Raw genomic sequence first — 14,656 nt, forward strand, 5'->3', positions numbered from 1 at the left:
TATGCCTGAATTACCAGAAGTTGAAGCGGTTCGTACAGGTCTGGAGCAGTTAATTGTTGGAAAAGTGATTAGTCAGGTACAGGTATTTTGGCCGCGTATTATTGAAAGTCCTGAGGTGGAGTCATTTAAAGGTAATTTGATTGGTGAAACGGTTGAGGGGATTAGTCGTCGTGGTAAATTTTTAATTATCCACTTCACTCATTATGAAATGATTTCTCATCTGCGAATGGAGGGCAAATATGAGTTTCATCAGCAAGAGGACGAGCTGGCCAAACATACTCATGTATTGTTTGATTTCACTGATGGCACTCAGTTACGTTACTTAGATGTTCGAAAGTTTGGTCGGATGGCACTTTTGCCAAAGGGGCTGGCATCAGAGTATGGCGGAATTTTAAAATTGGGTCCAGAACCAGTTCCTGAGACGTTTTTCTTAAAGGAATTTGCCGCGGGATTGAAAAAGTCTAATAAAGCTATTAAACCGCTATTATTGGACCAAAAGCTAGTGACAGGTTTAGGAAATATCTATGTAGATGAGGCTCTTTATGAAGCGAAGATTCATCCGGAACAACCAGCAGTTAGCTTGAAAGCGAAAGGGGTTCAAGATCTTTATCATGCTATTATCGATGTGTTAGGTCAGGCTGTTGAAGCTGGTGGAACAACCATTAGAACGTATAAAAATGCTCTTGGCGAGGCTGGGAAGTTTCAAGTGTCGCTAAATGTATATGGACAAACAGGAGTCCCTTGTCCACGTTGCGGTACTGCTATAATTAAAACGAAAGTGGCGCAACGGGGAACTCATTACTGTCCTAATTGTCAAAAATTGCATCAACGAAAGGTCAGGTGAGACCGTTGACAGTTGTATTAGGATTAACTGGAAGTATTGCGACAGGGAAGTCAACGGTTGCTCGTTATTTTGCTAGTCATAATATTCCAATTGTGGATTCAGATATTATTGCCAGGAAAGTTGTGGAGCCAGGGACAGTTGGTTTGAGAAAAATTAGTAAGAGTTTCGGTGAGACTATCTTAAGTGAGGATGGCAGCTTGAATCGAAAAAAATTGGGGGCTCTTGTTTTTTCAGATGAGGAGAAACGGAAGCTTTTGAATCAAATTCTTCATGATGAATTAGATTATGCTATTTCAAAAGAAATAGCTCAGTGGGTAGATAAGAAGGTACCACTGGTCGTTGTCGATGTCCCTTTAATGTATGAAGCTAAATACGATGAAAAGGTTGATAAGGTGATGGTGGTTTATGTGTCAGAGCAGATTCAGTTAAATCGTTTAATGAAGCGTGATCAGTTATCGGAAGTAGAAGCCGAAAAACGGATGTCGAGTCAAATGTCAATTGATGAGAAACGACAACTTGCAGATTATGTGATTGATAATTCTGGTACTGTGATTGAAACAGAGAAGCAACTAGCGAAGTGGATGGACGCCTTTAAGCTAAAATAAAACAAAAGAACGAGCCTCTTGAAAAATACCAAGAGGTTCGTTCTTTCTGTATTAATCAGTGTATAAGGACTATACCATTCACTAGTTTTCATGTTATAATAACTGTATAAAAAAGATATTTACCTATTAAAATAGATAGAATACACGAGGTGGAAAAGATGCAGTGTCCAAAGTGTCAATATAACGGGTCCCGTGTCGTCGATAGTAGACCTGCTGATGAAGGCCGTGCCATTAGAAGAAGAAGAGAATGTGAGTCATGTGGGTTTCGATTTACAACATTTGAACGGATAGAAGCAGCACCATTATTAGTTATTAAAAAGAATGGTGGACGTGAAGAATTTAATCGTGACAAAATATTAAGAGGGTTGATTCGATCAGCCGAAAAACGCCCAGTTTCAATGGAACAAATGGAACAAATTGTGGATCAGGTTGAAAATCAAGTCCGTGGTTTAGGTGAAAATGAAGTGTCTACGACAAAAATTGGCGAATATGTAATGGAGTATTTAGTTGATTTTGATGAAATAGCTTATATCCGTTTTGCAAGTGTTTATCGTCAGTTCAAGGACATGGGGGTCTTCTTAAAAGAAATGCAGGACATTTTGAATAAAGAAGAAGAACCGCCAGCATCATAAGAAATAAAGGAGGTAGCGATTTGAATAGTTCGTGGAAGCAACTTCATCCGCAAGACAGTTTTACTGTCAAATTGGCAGCTCCGATTACTAATCATGATGAACATTTATTGAGTTATTTATACCAGCCGATTATTGGTATGGATGCATTTAGCATTTATCACACTTTTTTGACGGCAGTTGATGAGTTTGAGTATGATAGTTATGAGATGCGACATTCTGATTTATTCAATCAATTAAATATTGATTTACCTCGCTTGTTTAACGCTCGAGTGAAGCTAGAAGGAATAGGGCTATTGCGAGTTTTTGCTAAAGAAAAAGCAGGACATCGTCAGTTCATTTATGAATTGCAGTCGCCTTTAAAAGCTGATGATCTATTTAATGATGATGTCTTATCACTCTTACTCCTTGCTAGTGTGGGGGAGCAACGCTATCAAGCTTTAATCAGGCGATTTGCTATTCCGCAAGTAGATGTTACTGAGTTTACAGAAGTCACTAAAAAGTTTGTAGATGTGTATCAACTTAATCAAGAAAGTTTAGCTTCCCATGAAGAGACGATTAATCAGGCGAAGGAAGCATTTCAAGGGAGTACAAAGTCGAAAATTTCGAGTGTGACAGACAGTTTTGACTGGCCATATTTTGTTAGTCTTTTGGACGGCTTGTACATTGATAAAGAGCAAATTCAACAGGAGTTAAAGGAGACAGTTTTTACCTTACATCAGCTTTACGGTATTAACGAACTGGATATGAAAAACTTAGTGGAAAATGAAGTTGATTTCATCACTAATAAAGTTGCTATAAACCAACTTAGAAAAAGTGTGGTCTTAAAGTATCATGGTGCTAAAAAACAAGCGCCTATGGCTATGGAAGAGCAAGCGAAAGAATTGTCTCTAGATGATCAACTAATTCGTCGTCGCAACACGCTAAAATTGCAAGGTTACAATGATGGTGAAATTCAAGTGATTACTTCTAGTGAGAGTATTTCACCCATGATTTTTTTAAGTGCCATAAAGAAGCAAAAAGGTGGGTTTGTCGCAAACGAAGAACGTTGGGCAGTCGAAAATTTGGTTAAGCAATCAGGTTTGCCTGACGCAGTAATTAATGTGTTAATTCATTACATATTAGTAGGAAAAGGTAACGCCGTATTAAATCAGAAGTTTGCCAATTCAATTGCGAACGATTGGGCTCAGGCGCATATAGTTTCACCGGAAGAGGCGTTAACAAAAGTGAAAGAAATTGGGGCAGCAGCTCAAAAACAAGCGAGCACTCCTCGTAAATCGACTAATTACCATAAACAAAATTCTGGTCGGAAAGAAACTTTGCCTGAATGGGTAGGAAGTACTAAGGTAGAGACAAAAGTATCGCAAGAAGAAGAAGCATACTTTAAAGAGCAATTGCGCAAGATGCGTGAAAAAGGGAAAGAAGGTGAATCGTAATGGAGGACGTAGGCAAAGAAATGACCAAAGTTATTAATCAACGGGATTGGTCTGAGCGCTTTGATAAACTGGTGCAAGAGGTTTTAAAAGATTCTGATGTAATTACCTTTATTGAGGCCCATAAAGATAAGTTGACTAAGGAAGATATTGATAAAAGCTACTCAAAACTCTATGAGTTTGTTCAAGAGAAGCGTAAATTTTTATTGAATGATCCAACAATGATTGCACCAGGATATGAACCGAAGTTGTTTATGAATTTCCATTATATTGATGTCACTTATGTTCCGACGGAAGAGCTGTTGGCTCGCCAAAAAGAGGAAGAAATTCGTGGACGAGTCAAGGCGATGGATATGCCTCGTGATATTCGAGAAGCTAGTATGGATTATTTTGAAATTACGTCTGAGCGTAAAGAAGCCTTACAAGCTGCTTTTGATTTTGTTAGTAAGTACAAAGAGGATCCCAAACACTTTCATCAAGGCTTGTATTTACAGGGGTCCTTTGGTGTAGGGAAAACTTATTTACTAGGTGCGCTGGCTCAAGAATTAGCTGAATATGGCTATAGAACGACGCTGATGCACTTCCCAACCTTTGCTGTGGAGATGAAACAATCTATAGCAAACAACAGCACAGGGGATAAATTAGAGGCCGTTAAGAAAGCGCCGATTCTAATGTTAGATGATATAGGTGCCGATTCCATGAGTAGCTGGATTCGAGATGACGTTTTAGGGGTTATTTTACAATACCGAATGCAGGAGCAGTTGCCAACTTTTTTCAGTTCTAATTTTAGTATGAATCAATTAGAAAAAGAACATTTAAGTGTGACTCAGCGTGGAGAAGATGAACCGCTTAAAGCGAAGCGGATCATGGAGCGTATTCGTTACTTAGCCAAAGAAATAAATATGATTGGCGAGAATCGTCGTCATCAATAAGAGATAATTTGGAACAAAGGTCAGAGAAAGTTTTCTGTTCTTTGTTTTTTTTTTTGAAAAGTTCTTGACAACGTTTTCTGTCTTTGGTATTGTGTTATTTCGAGTCAATTTTTATCAATAAAAGATAATGAGGAGGGATTATCAGTGATAGTAGTAGAAAATTTGAATAAAACGTTTAGAGTGCAACAGCGTGAGGCTGGTTTTCAGCACGCAGTCAAATCATTTTTTAAACGGGAGTATCGAGAGATTCGAGCATTAAATAATGTGTCGTTTACGATACCAGATGGTGAAATTGTGGGATATATTGGACCTAATGGAGCTGGAAAGAGCAGTACGATTAAAATTCTTAGTGGTATCTTAACTCCAGATGGTGGAAGTTGTGTGATTAATGGTCAGACGCCGTGGAAAAATCGAATTTCCCATGTTAAGGATATTGGTGTGGTCTTCGGCCAACGCTCTCAATTATGGTGGGACATACCTGTTATCGATTCGTTTTATTTGCTTAAAGATGTTTATCAAGTACCAGAAAATGTGTTTCAAGAAACCCTCCGAGAACTGAGTCAGATGTTAAACTTATCTGATATCTTGAAAACACCGACACGACAACTTTCCTTAGGACAAAGAATGCGCTGTGAAATCGCCGCATCCTTATTACATCGTCCAAAAATTTTATTTCTCGATGAGCCAACAATTGGTTTAGATGCTATATCTAAAGTAGCAGTCCGAGAATTTATCATCAAAATTAACAAAGAATTCCAGACAACAGTTATTTTAACTACACATGATATGCAGGATATTGAAAAATTAGCATCCCGAATAATTTTAATTGGTAAAGGGACTATTTTACTTGATGGAAGTCTGACTGATTTTAAACAGTTGAAACAACACGAAGAAGATACTTTAGATGAGATTTTGGTGAATCTTTATCAGAAGTATGATATTTGAGGTGAGAAGATGATTAAGTATCGATCACTTTTTAGAATGCGTTTCATTGGTGGGTTACAGTACCGTGCTGCTGCATGGGCAGGAATCGTCACTCAATTTGTTTGGGGACTTTTAGAACTCCTGATGTTTAGAGCTTTTTATCAATCTAATGCTGAAGCATTTCCGATGAGTTTCCCTTCTATTGTGAGTTATGTGTGGTTGCAACAAGCTTTCTTAGCGCTCTATATGATTTGGTATTGGGAAACAGATATTTTCGATAATATTCAAAACGGTAATGTCTCTTATGAATTAGTACGTCCTGTAAGTATTTATAATATGTGGTTTGTAAGAAGTATTGCTACTCGCGTTTCAAGAACAGTCTTACGTTGCTTGCCAATTTTGTTAGTTGCCCTTTTTTTACCAGATCCATTTAGATTGGTTTTGCCAAACTCTATTCTTGTCTTTTTTTTATTCATTATGACGATGTTTTTATCATTACTTGTCATTATCTCGTTGAACATGATTATTTATTTCTTATCGTTTTATACAATTAATGCTTTTGGATTGCGAATGATATTTCAATCTGTAGGCTCCATTTTATCAGGAGAGTTATTACCTTTACCTTTTTTTCCTGAGCCATTAGCAAAGATTTTGGCTTTCTTGCCATTCGCTTCTATTCAAAATGTCCCATTTCGGATTTACAGTGGTGATTTAACTGGCAGGGAATTGAGTCAAAGTGTTAGTTTACAGCTATTTTGGGTTGTCCTTTTAGTGCTGATTGGTAAATTATTGGAGCAACAGTCAGTGAAAAAAGTAGTCATTCAGGGAGGATAAAAATGAGGTTATATCAGAAATATTTTGTGATGCACTTACAAGCATTATTGACGTATAAACTATCATTTATTTTAACTACTTTGGGTCAGTTTTTTGTGTCTTTTAATGTTTTTTTAGGTGTTTATTTTATGTTTGATCGTTTTTCAACTGTTAAGGGATACAACTTTCAGGAAACGTTGCTTTGTTTTAGTATTTTGTTGTTATCATTTTCGTTAGCTGAATGCTTTTTTAGAGGATTCGATGCTTTTCCGACCATGATTAGCAATGGTGAGTTTGATCGGATTTTAGTTAGACCACGACCCATTATTTTACAGGTTTTAGGAAGTAAAATTGAATTTACTCGCTTTGGTAGAATGATTCAAGCAATCGTGATGTTTGGCTATGGCGTTACAGCTAGTCAGTTAGAGTGGACTGTGTTTAAAATAGGTTTAGTCATTTCGATGCTAGTTGGTGGTGTTTTCCTTTTTGCAAGTATTTTTTTACTTTATGCAAGTCTTTGTTTCTTTACTTTAGAGGGACTTGAATTTATGAATGTTTTGACAGATGGCGCTCGAGAATACAGTAAATATCCAGTTGATATTTATGGGAAAGGGGTTTTAAAGTTTACAACTTATGTTGTCCCATTTGCGTTAATTCAATACTATCCTTTTTTGTATTTGATTAATCGAACGAATGATCCCCGTGTTATTTTACTTCCATTTGCAGGCTTTCTTTTTGGTATTCCGTGTTATTTATTCTGGCGATTCGGTTTGCGACATTATCAATCAACAGGCTCCTAATTTAATTTAAGACTGATAGTAGAAAACCAAATCAACTGTCAAGAAAATTTCATTGACAAAGGCCTCTAAGCCTAGTATAATAACTCTTGTTGCTTAGAGGTGATGAAAATGAAATGGTCTTTATTGGAATTAAATAAATACAAAGACGATACGCTAGAAATTAATGAAGAATTGAATATTGAGTCATCGTTAGTAGCTCGTGATAAAGAAATACTAGCAGTCGATCCAGTTAAGGTAAAAGGGATGTTGTCTGTTAGTAAATCGGATTATGTGTTATATATGACTGTGGAGACAGTTTTAACCTTACCTTCAACGCGTTCACTAGCACCCGTTCGTTTGCCACTTACTTTAGAGGTGACAGAGGTTTATATGATACCTGCTCAATTTGAAGAAGTGAAAGACAAGCTAGCTGATAAAGAGATGGTCATGATACTTGAGAATGATACGATTGATTTAACTGAGGCAGTTGAAGATCACATTCTTTTAGCAATCCCTTTACAGGTACTAACTAAGGAAGAGAAACGCTCGCATGAGTCAATAAAAGGCAATGCGTGGGAATTGATGTCTGAGGAAACGTATTTTGAGCGAAAAGAGCAACAAGAAGAAAATAAAATTGATCCTCGTCTTGCAAAATTGTCGGCTTTATTAGATAATAATGAAGAATCCGATGAGATGTAAGATTGGAATAGATGGTGTCTGATAAATTTATTTGCCAGATGCTAAATGATTTAAGGAGGTGTAGTTAATATGGCAGTACCTGCTAGAAAAACTTCAAAAGCTAAAAAAGCAAAACGTCGTACGCATTACAAACTTTCAGTACCTGGTATGAGCACTTGTGCTAACTGTGGTGAAATGAAACGTAGCCATCACGTATGTCCAGCTTGTGGTCATTACGATGGAAAAGACGTTAACGCGTCAACTGAAGAATAAGACATTTCTGAAATGTTTAAACCCTTAAGACAACCATGGAGTCTTAAGGGTTTTTTGCTTTTTAGGCTAATTTGCCGCTGAGCTGGTTAGCGTGTTTCTTAGACTTTTGCGCAAATAGAAATTTGAATGACTGTTACTCGCGATTAAATAAACTATGAAACCGGTTTGACAACACTTTAAAAAGGTGCTATATTTTAGATATTAGCAGGGTGCTACTATTAAATTAGGCACGACCTAAGAAAATGAGTCTATTTTCTTAGGTCGTTTTTTGTATTTTGGAGAGAGGGAATGTGGGTGATATGATGCGAGTGATTAAAAAAATCAATCATAATGTTGTATTAGTTGGTGATAACAATGTTGAGAAAATTGCAATGGGAAAAGGGATTGGTTTTTCCGTGACACCAGGCGAAAAATTCGATGTGGCAACTGCAGACAAACTTTTTGTTTTAGATACTCAAGAAAAGGTAAGGATGTTTACTGAAATGGCTAAACAAATTCCGCTAGCTTATATTGAGTTCTCAGAAGAAATAATTCAATTTATTTCTAGCGAAATTGCATTACCACTAGATTCTAATATTTATATTTCTTTAACGGATCATATCTATTTTGCGATTCAACGCCAGAAAGAAGATTCTCAGGTGACTGCCATTATGCTACCAGAGATGAAGCTGCTATATCCAGAGGAATTTCGAGTTGCAGCAAAGGTTGTTGAAAAAATTAATCAACGCTATTTAACAGAATTGGGGAATAATGAAATAGGCTTTATTACCATGCACATTATTAATGCTGAACTAGGAGAACGGAATAGTTTAAACAGTTTGAAAATAATTGAAATTAGTACTGCTATTATACATATGATTGAGGAGCAATATAATAAACTTTTAGATAAAGATTCACTGAGCTATAATCGGATGTTAATTCATTTGAAATTTTTGGTAAAACGGCTGATCTACGAAGAGGAGATGCCAGAAGAGGAAATTACGTTTATCAATCAAACTTTTAAGGAAAGTAAACAATATCAGACAGCTGAAATTATCACAAGCTTTATTAAACAGACGTATCGGCTGGATGTAAAAGATAATGAGATTATTTATTTAGCTATACATCTTGCAAGAATTTAACTATTTTAGAGGGTGCAACTATTTGGTAGGCATGACCTCATAGGAAAAAGGAGACACGGGTCTTTTTTCTATGAGGTTATTTTTATATAAAAATGGAGGTTGGTCGTGGGAAAGGTAATAATCAATTCAGATGATTTTGGATACAGCAGAGGGGTGAATTATGGCATTATTGATGCGTATCGCTTAGGTATATTGACATCTACCACAGTGATGGCTAATATGCCGGGATTTGAACATGCAGTTGAATTAAAGAAAGACTATCCAAATTTAGGTGTGGGGGTTCATTTGACTCTCACTTGTGGAGAGCCTTTACTAAGCAATGTCAGAACATTAACAGAAGGGAGCTATTTTAGAAGCTTAAAAGATCATCAAGAAGGATGTGACATTGATCTAGACGAGCTTTATCAAGAGTGGAATGCTCAGATTCAGAAAGTATATCGAGCCGGAATTATTCCAACTCATCTTGATAGTCATCATCATACCCATACGTTTGGTAGAAATCAGGAGGTAGTCGTGACGCTAGCTAAAAAATACGGGCTACCCGTCAGAGGAAATTTTGAGCTGGCTGCAGCTGTTCGGCATACAGCATACTTTGAGGCACTATTCGATGAAGTCGGTGTTGATAACCAAGCGGAGTCACGATTAGATATATCGTTGAGTGAATATTTGGATGTCCTTTTGAACAGACTGCGAATAACCGAAAGTACGGAAGTGATGTGTCATGCTGCGTATCTTGATCAATTATTATACCATCAGTCGAGTTTCTTGTATCCGCGGATTAACCAAGTGGAATTTTTGATTCATTCGGATTTCGCAAAGTCAGTGATAAAGGATAGCCGTATTGAATTAATTACGTATGCCGATTTGTAGAGAGAAGTAAAAAATCTTTGAAAAGTCACTTATTGGTGACAATGAAGTCAACACAAAATGAGGAGGAGCGGTTATGTCAAATTTTAAATCAAATATTCAGAAATTAGGACGAGCTATGCTATTACCAGTGGCTGCTATGCCATTGGCAGGCTTGATTTTACGTCTGTCAGCAGATGATATGCTAAATATTCCTGTTTTAGGAGCAGCGGGTAATGCCGTTTTTGGTAATTTGGATATCTTGTTTGCCGTTGGTGTGGCAATTGGATTTGCTAAAGCCAAAGATAAAGGAATACCAGCATTGACCGGTTTTTTAGCAATAGCTACATTAAAAGCCGGATTAACTATTATCAATCCTGATGTCAATATGGGAATCTTTGCCGGGATTATTTCAGGGTTAGTGGCAGCATGGACTTATAATCGTTTTAAGGAACAGAAATTACCGCTAGTTTTTTCTTATTTTGCTGGTGAGAAATTTCCTTTAACAATGGTAATGATTTTACAAACTGTTTCTGCTGTTGTGTTTGGGTTGATTTGGCCGTTTATTCAAAATGGAATTGATAGTTTTGCTAAGTTATTGGTCGATATGGGGGCGTTTGGTGTAGGAATATTCTTATTTCTTAACCGTTTGTTGATTCCTTTTGGATTACACCATGTCTTAAATACTTATATATACTATGATTTAGGCGGCTTTACGGCAGCTAATGGTGAGGTTTATCGAGGTGAGATGACACGTTTCATCAATGGTGATCCCAATGCAGGACTTTTTCTTTCTGGTTTTTTTGTGGTTATGATGTTTGGAATTCCTGCTATTTGTTTAGCGATTTACCGAGCAGCATTTAAAGAGAATAAAAACATGGTCAAAGGGATTATGGGGAGTGGAGCGGCTACTTCTATTATTTCCAACATTACAGAACCAGTGGAATTTAGTTTTATGTTCATCTCACCAATGCTATATGTGATCCATGCTTTTTTCGCTGGTTTAGCTGGAATGGTTTGCTATTTATTTAATATTAGAATTGGCTTTACTTTTGGCGCTTGTATTGTTGATTATTTGATTAATTTTAGAATTGCTACTAATCCGCTGCTAATTTTACCAATAGGTATCGTATTTTTCTGTCTATATTATTTTACCTTCTACTACATGATCAAGAAGCGAAATATTTCAACTTTGGGACGTGAAGTAGCAGTAACTGAATTTTGGGAAATGGCCATCGACAAGGAAGAGGAATTGAGTTTGGTCAGCAAAAATTACCAGTACATGGCCAAAAAGTTGCTAGCAGCTTTTGGTGGTAAAGAGAATATCAATGATTCTTACAGTTGCAACACAAGACTGAGAGTAGAGGTTTTAGATTCTTCAATTGTTGATGAATCTCGTATTAAACAGTTAGGTGTTAGTGGTATTATCAAGCCATCAGCAACCAACTATCAGGTGATTATCGGACTTGAAGTGACATACATTATGGCAGAGTTTGATAAATTATTAGCAGAATAGGGGAGAATAAGATGATAAATAAACAAACAATAACTATTGCAGGTGGCGGCAGTACCTATACACCTGGTATTATTCAAGGAATACTAACTAATGCTGATCGTCTGCCGCTCAAAGAAATAAGACTGTATGACATTGATTCAGAACGCAACCAAGATATGTATTTAATTATTGAATTGTTATTAAAAACTACTGGGCATGATTATGTAACACTTATTGCGACAGAAGATCCTAGAATGGCTTTTATGGGCTGTGATTTTATCTTCTCACAAATTCGAGTCGGCGGTTTGAAAATGCGGGAACAAGATGAAAAGATTCCGTTACGTCATGGATTAGTCGGACAAGAAACCTGCGGACTCGGTGGTTTTGCTTATGGCATGAGATCCATGGCTGGTTTATTAGAAATTGTCGGTTATGTTCAAGAATTTGCACCAGAAGCTTGGCTCTTGAATTATACTAATCCTGAATCAATTGTGTCAGAAGCTATTCGTCGTCAGTATCCAGAGGTTAAGATGATAAATGCTTGTGATATGACAATTTCTTTGGAAGAAACGATTGCTGTTAATTATGGTTATGACCGAAAAAATTGGGTGCCCACGTATTATGGTTTGAATCACTTCGGTTGGTATACTGAAATTTATGACAAATCATTGGGGAAAGACATTATGCCTGATATTATTACAAAATTAAATCAGCAAGAGATGAAAGTGGCTGATTTTAACGAGGGAGATACCTCGTGGCAAGAAGCGTTTGAGATGATGTCTGTTATGACGAAAGACTTCCCTGAGCAAATTCCAAATAATTATCTGGAATATTATCTTTACGGAGATATGATGGTGGAAAAAGCTGATTTAACCTATACTCGAGCTAATATGGTAATGAATGGTCGAGAGAAAAATACGAAGCAAATGGCGAAAAAGATTCGTAGTGGCCTGACAGAAGATGTTCTGAATTTTAACTTTGGTGAACATGGCCAATATATTGTGGATATGGCTACTAGTATTCTCAATGACGAGCACCGTCGTTTTATGTTACTTGTACCAAATCAAGGAGCGATTCCTAATTTGCGTCCAGATGCGGTTGTAGAGGTTCCGGCATATGTAGGGGCAACAGGTGTTGAGCCCATTTCCTTAAGAGTGCCGATTAATGATTTTCATAAAGGCTTAATGGAGGCGCAGGTGGCGGCAGAAAAGTTATTAGTAGATGCTTATTTTGAAGGTTCGTATCAAAAAGCACTACAAGCTTTTACGTTGAATCAAACGGTGCCAAACGCTCGAATTGCCAAAAAAATTCTGGATGAGATGATTATAGCGAACCAAGGGTATTGGCCTGTGTTGTCATAGAAGTGTCAAACGATTAGAGGTGTTTCTTCAGTTGTTATCGGTAGAGGTGACAATAGTTAAAGCCAATTGACTCAGTTAATAAGAAGCTTTTGCAACCGCAAGAGCTTTTTGATAATCCTCACTAGTAGCTTGTGCACTATCTCCAGATATTTATTTGAAATTATTCGAATTAGGCAGTTTTCAGAATTATTCCTAAATTCTTTTCAAAAATATTTCAAGATAGTTTTAAATAACGGTAAAATAGGCTATAATTAAAGAGTTAAAAGTACTTAAACTTTTTCGATTAAAAGCAAGCTAAAAAATAGGAGGAATTTCATGTCTAAACAACAAATCGGGGTAGTTGGAATGGCGGTTATGGGGAAAAATCTTGCCCTAAATATTGAAAGTCGTGGCTATTCAGTGTCAATTTTCAACCGTACTGGCGCAAGAACAGAAGAAGTAGTAGCAGAACATCCAGATAAAAAATTAGTACCAACCTATACTGTCGAGGAGTTTGTTGACTCACTTGAGAAACCACGTCGTATTATGTTGATGGTCCAAGCTGGGGATGCAACAGATAAGACAATTCAAAGTTTATTACCTCATTTAGATAAAGGGGATGTCCTGATTGATGGTGGAAATACTTTCTTCCAAGATACAATTCGTCGTAACGAAGAATTAGCTAACTCTGGGATTAACTTCATTGGAACAGGGGTTTCTGGTGGAGAAGAAGGCGCGCTAAAAGGGCCTTCAATTATGCCTGGTGGGCAAAAAGAAGCCTATGATTTAGTGGCACCAATTTTTGAAAAAATTGCGGCAGTTGCTGAAGATGGCGAACCATGTGTTACCTATATTGGACCTAACGGTGCTGGTCATTATGTGAAGATGGCTCATAACGGTATTGAGTACGGTGACATGCAATTAATTGCGGAGTCTTATGATATCTTAACCAAATTATTAGGTTTATCAGTTGAAGAATGTGCGGACATCTTTACAGAATGGAATAAAGGCGAATTAGATAGTTATTTAATTGAGATTACGTCTGATATTTTAACGCGCAAGGATGAAGAAACAGGCCAACCGATTGTGGATGTTATTTTAGATGCAGCGGGTAATAAAGGAACAGGAAAATGGACAAGTCAAAGCGCCTTAGACTTGGGTGTTCCATTACCATTGATTACAGAGTCTGTGTTTGCTCGTTATATTTCAGCTATGAAAGACGAGCGTGTAGAAGCGAGCAAGATTATTCCTGCACCAGTGGCGCCAGCCTTTGTTGGTGATAAGGCTGAATTCGTGGAAAAAGTTCGCGAGGCGTTATATTTTAGTAAAATCATGAGTTATGCTCAAGGATTTGCGCAATTACGTATTGCTAGTGAGGAATACGGCTGGGACTTACAATATGGTGAGATTGCTAAAATTTTCCGTGAAGGTTGTATTATTCGTGCGAAGTTCTTGCAAAAAATTACGGATGCTTATGATCGCCAAGCTGATTTGAAAAACTTGTTGTTAGACGAGTACTTCAATAAGATTACTCAAAAATATCAACAGGCAGTTCGTGATGTTGTTTCTGTTGCCATCCAAGCAGGTGTGCCAGTGCCTACCTTTAGCTCGGCTATTTCTTACTATGATTCGTATCGTAGTGCTGATTTACCGGCTAACATTATTCAAGCACAACGTGATTATTTTGGGGCTCATACGTATGAGCGTAAAGATAAAGCAGGAATTTTCCATTATGACTGGTATACAGAAGCATAAAGTTAGTGTAAGTGCAGTGAGCAGTTTTTTTTTGATCGGGTTCATTACCTAATAGTCACTAAACAAGAGGAGAGGGTGAGACAAACACTCATGAGGGCTATCGCCCTCACCAAACAGAATGAAAACAAAAGTGATCGACCTACAGACGATTTCCTGTCATAATAAAAGTGACAGGAGTGGCTTTGTAGG

Annotated in this window: 15 protein-coding genes; all 15 read left to right on the plus strand. The window is 37.2% G+C overall.

Features of this window, described 5'->3' with window-relative positions:
- Position 1 precedes the first annotated feature (1 nt).
- The 15 genes from mutM to gnd all read left to right on the plus strand — a co-directional run bounded on the left by mutM (position 2) and on the right by gnd (position 14,467).
- Entirely contained in the window at positions 2 to 844 is an 843-nt protein-coding gene (gene mutM / locus AC5KOD_RS13770) for a DNA-formamidopyrimidine glycosylase (protein ID WP_496915141.1), read from the plus strand.
- A gap of 5 nt (positions 845 to 849) precedes the next feature.
- Entirely contained in the window at positions 850 to 1,449 is a 600-nt protein-coding gene (gene coaE / locus AC5KOD_RS13775) for a dephospho-CoA kinase (protein WP_496915142.1), read from the plus strand.
- A 158-nt stretch (positions 1,450 to 1,607) separates the two neighbouring features.
- A complete protein-coding gene (gene nrdR, locus AC5KOD_RS13780) occupies positions 1,608 to 2,081 on the plus strand; it encodes a transcriptional regulator NrdR (RefSeq protein ID WP_496915143.1) in 474 nt (157 codons plus the stop codon).
- 20 nt (positions 2,082 to 2,101) lie between these two features.
- A complete protein-coding gene (locus AC5KOD_RS13785; RefSeq protein ID WP_496915144.1) occupies positions 2,102 to 3,514 on the plus strand; it encodes a replication initiation and membrane attachment family protein in 1,413 nt (470 codons plus the stop codon).
- A complete protein-coding gene (gene dnaI, locus AC5KOD_RS13790; protein WP_496915145.1) occupies positions 3,514 to 4,443 on the plus strand; it encodes a primosomal protein DnaI in 930 nt (309 codons plus the stop codon). The genes AC5KOD_RS13785 and dnaI overlap by 1 nt, the downstream gene beginning before the upstream one ends.
- Positions 4,444 to 4,587: 144 nt before the next feature.
- Positions 4,588 to 5,388, plus strand: coding sequence for an ABC transporter ATP-binding protein (locus tag AC5KOD_RS13795; RefSeq protein ID WP_496915146.1), 801 nt, complete (start codon positions 4,588 to 4,590; stop codon positions 5,386 to 5,388).
- 9 nt (positions 5,389 to 5,397) lie between these two features.
- A complete protein-coding gene (locus tag AC5KOD_RS13800; RefSeq protein WP_496915147.1) occupies positions 5,398 to 6,201 on the plus strand; it encodes an ABC transporter permease in 804 nt (267 codons plus the stop codon).
- 2 nt (positions 6,202 to 6,203) lie between these two features.
- Positions 6,204 to 6,980, plus strand: coding sequence for an ABC transporter permease (locus AC5KOD_RS13805; RefSeq protein ID WP_496915148.1), 777 nt, complete (start codon positions 6,204 to 6,206; stop codon positions 6,978 to 6,980).
- Between the two features lie 108 nt (positions 6,981 to 7,088).
- Positions 7,089 to 7,658, plus strand: coding sequence for a YceD family protein (locus AC5KOD_RS13810; protein ID WP_496915149.1), 570 nt, complete (start codon positions 7,089 to 7,091; stop codon positions 7,656 to 7,658).
- A 69-nt stretch (positions 7,659 to 7,727) separates the two neighbouring features.
- Positions 7,728 to 7,910: a 50S ribosomal protein L32 gene (gene rpmF, locus AC5KOD_RS13815; protein ID WP_209528475.1), complete on the plus strand. Its 183-nt coding sequence runs from the start codon at positions 7,728 to 7,730 to the stop codon at positions 7,908 to 7,910.
- Between the two features lie 299 nt (positions 7,911 to 8,209).
- The gene (locus AC5KOD_RS13820; protein WP_496915156.1) at positions 8,210 to 9,031 is read left to right on the plus strand and encodes a PRD domain-containing protein; all 822 of its coding nucleotides are present in this window, start codon (positions 8,210 to 8,212) and stop codon (positions 9,029 to 9,031) included.
- Positions 9,032 to 9,136: 105 nt separating this feature from the next.
- Complete coding sequence (locus AC5KOD_RS13825; RefSeq protein ID WP_496915150.1) at positions 9,137 to 9,901, plus strand: carbohydrate deacetylase; 765 nt, start codon at positions 9,137 to 9,139, stop codon at positions 9,899 to 9,901.
- 73 nt (positions 9,902 to 9,974) lie between these two features.
- A complete protein-coding gene (locus AC5KOD_RS13830) occupies positions 9,975 to 11,393 on the plus strand; it encodes a PTS transporter subunit EIIC (protein ID WP_496915151.1) in 1,419 nt (472 codons plus the stop codon).
- Between the two features lie 11 nt (positions 11,394 to 11,404).
- Entirely contained in the window at positions 11,405 to 12,733 is a 1,329-nt protein-coding gene (locus AC5KOD_RS13835) for a family 4 glycosyl hydrolase (RefSeq protein WP_496915152.1), read from the plus strand.
- A gap of 315 nt (positions 12,734 to 13,048) precedes the next feature.
- Positions 13,049 to 14,467: an NADP-dependent phosphogluconate dehydrogenase gene (gene gnd, locus AC5KOD_RS13840; protein ID WP_496915153.1), complete on the plus strand. Its 1,419-nt coding sequence runs from the start codon at positions 13,049 to 13,051 to the stop codon at positions 14,465 to 14,467.
- Positions 14,468 to 14,656 lie beyond the last annotated feature (189 nt).

Source organism: Vagococcus sp. WN80Y (assembly GCF_059621045.1).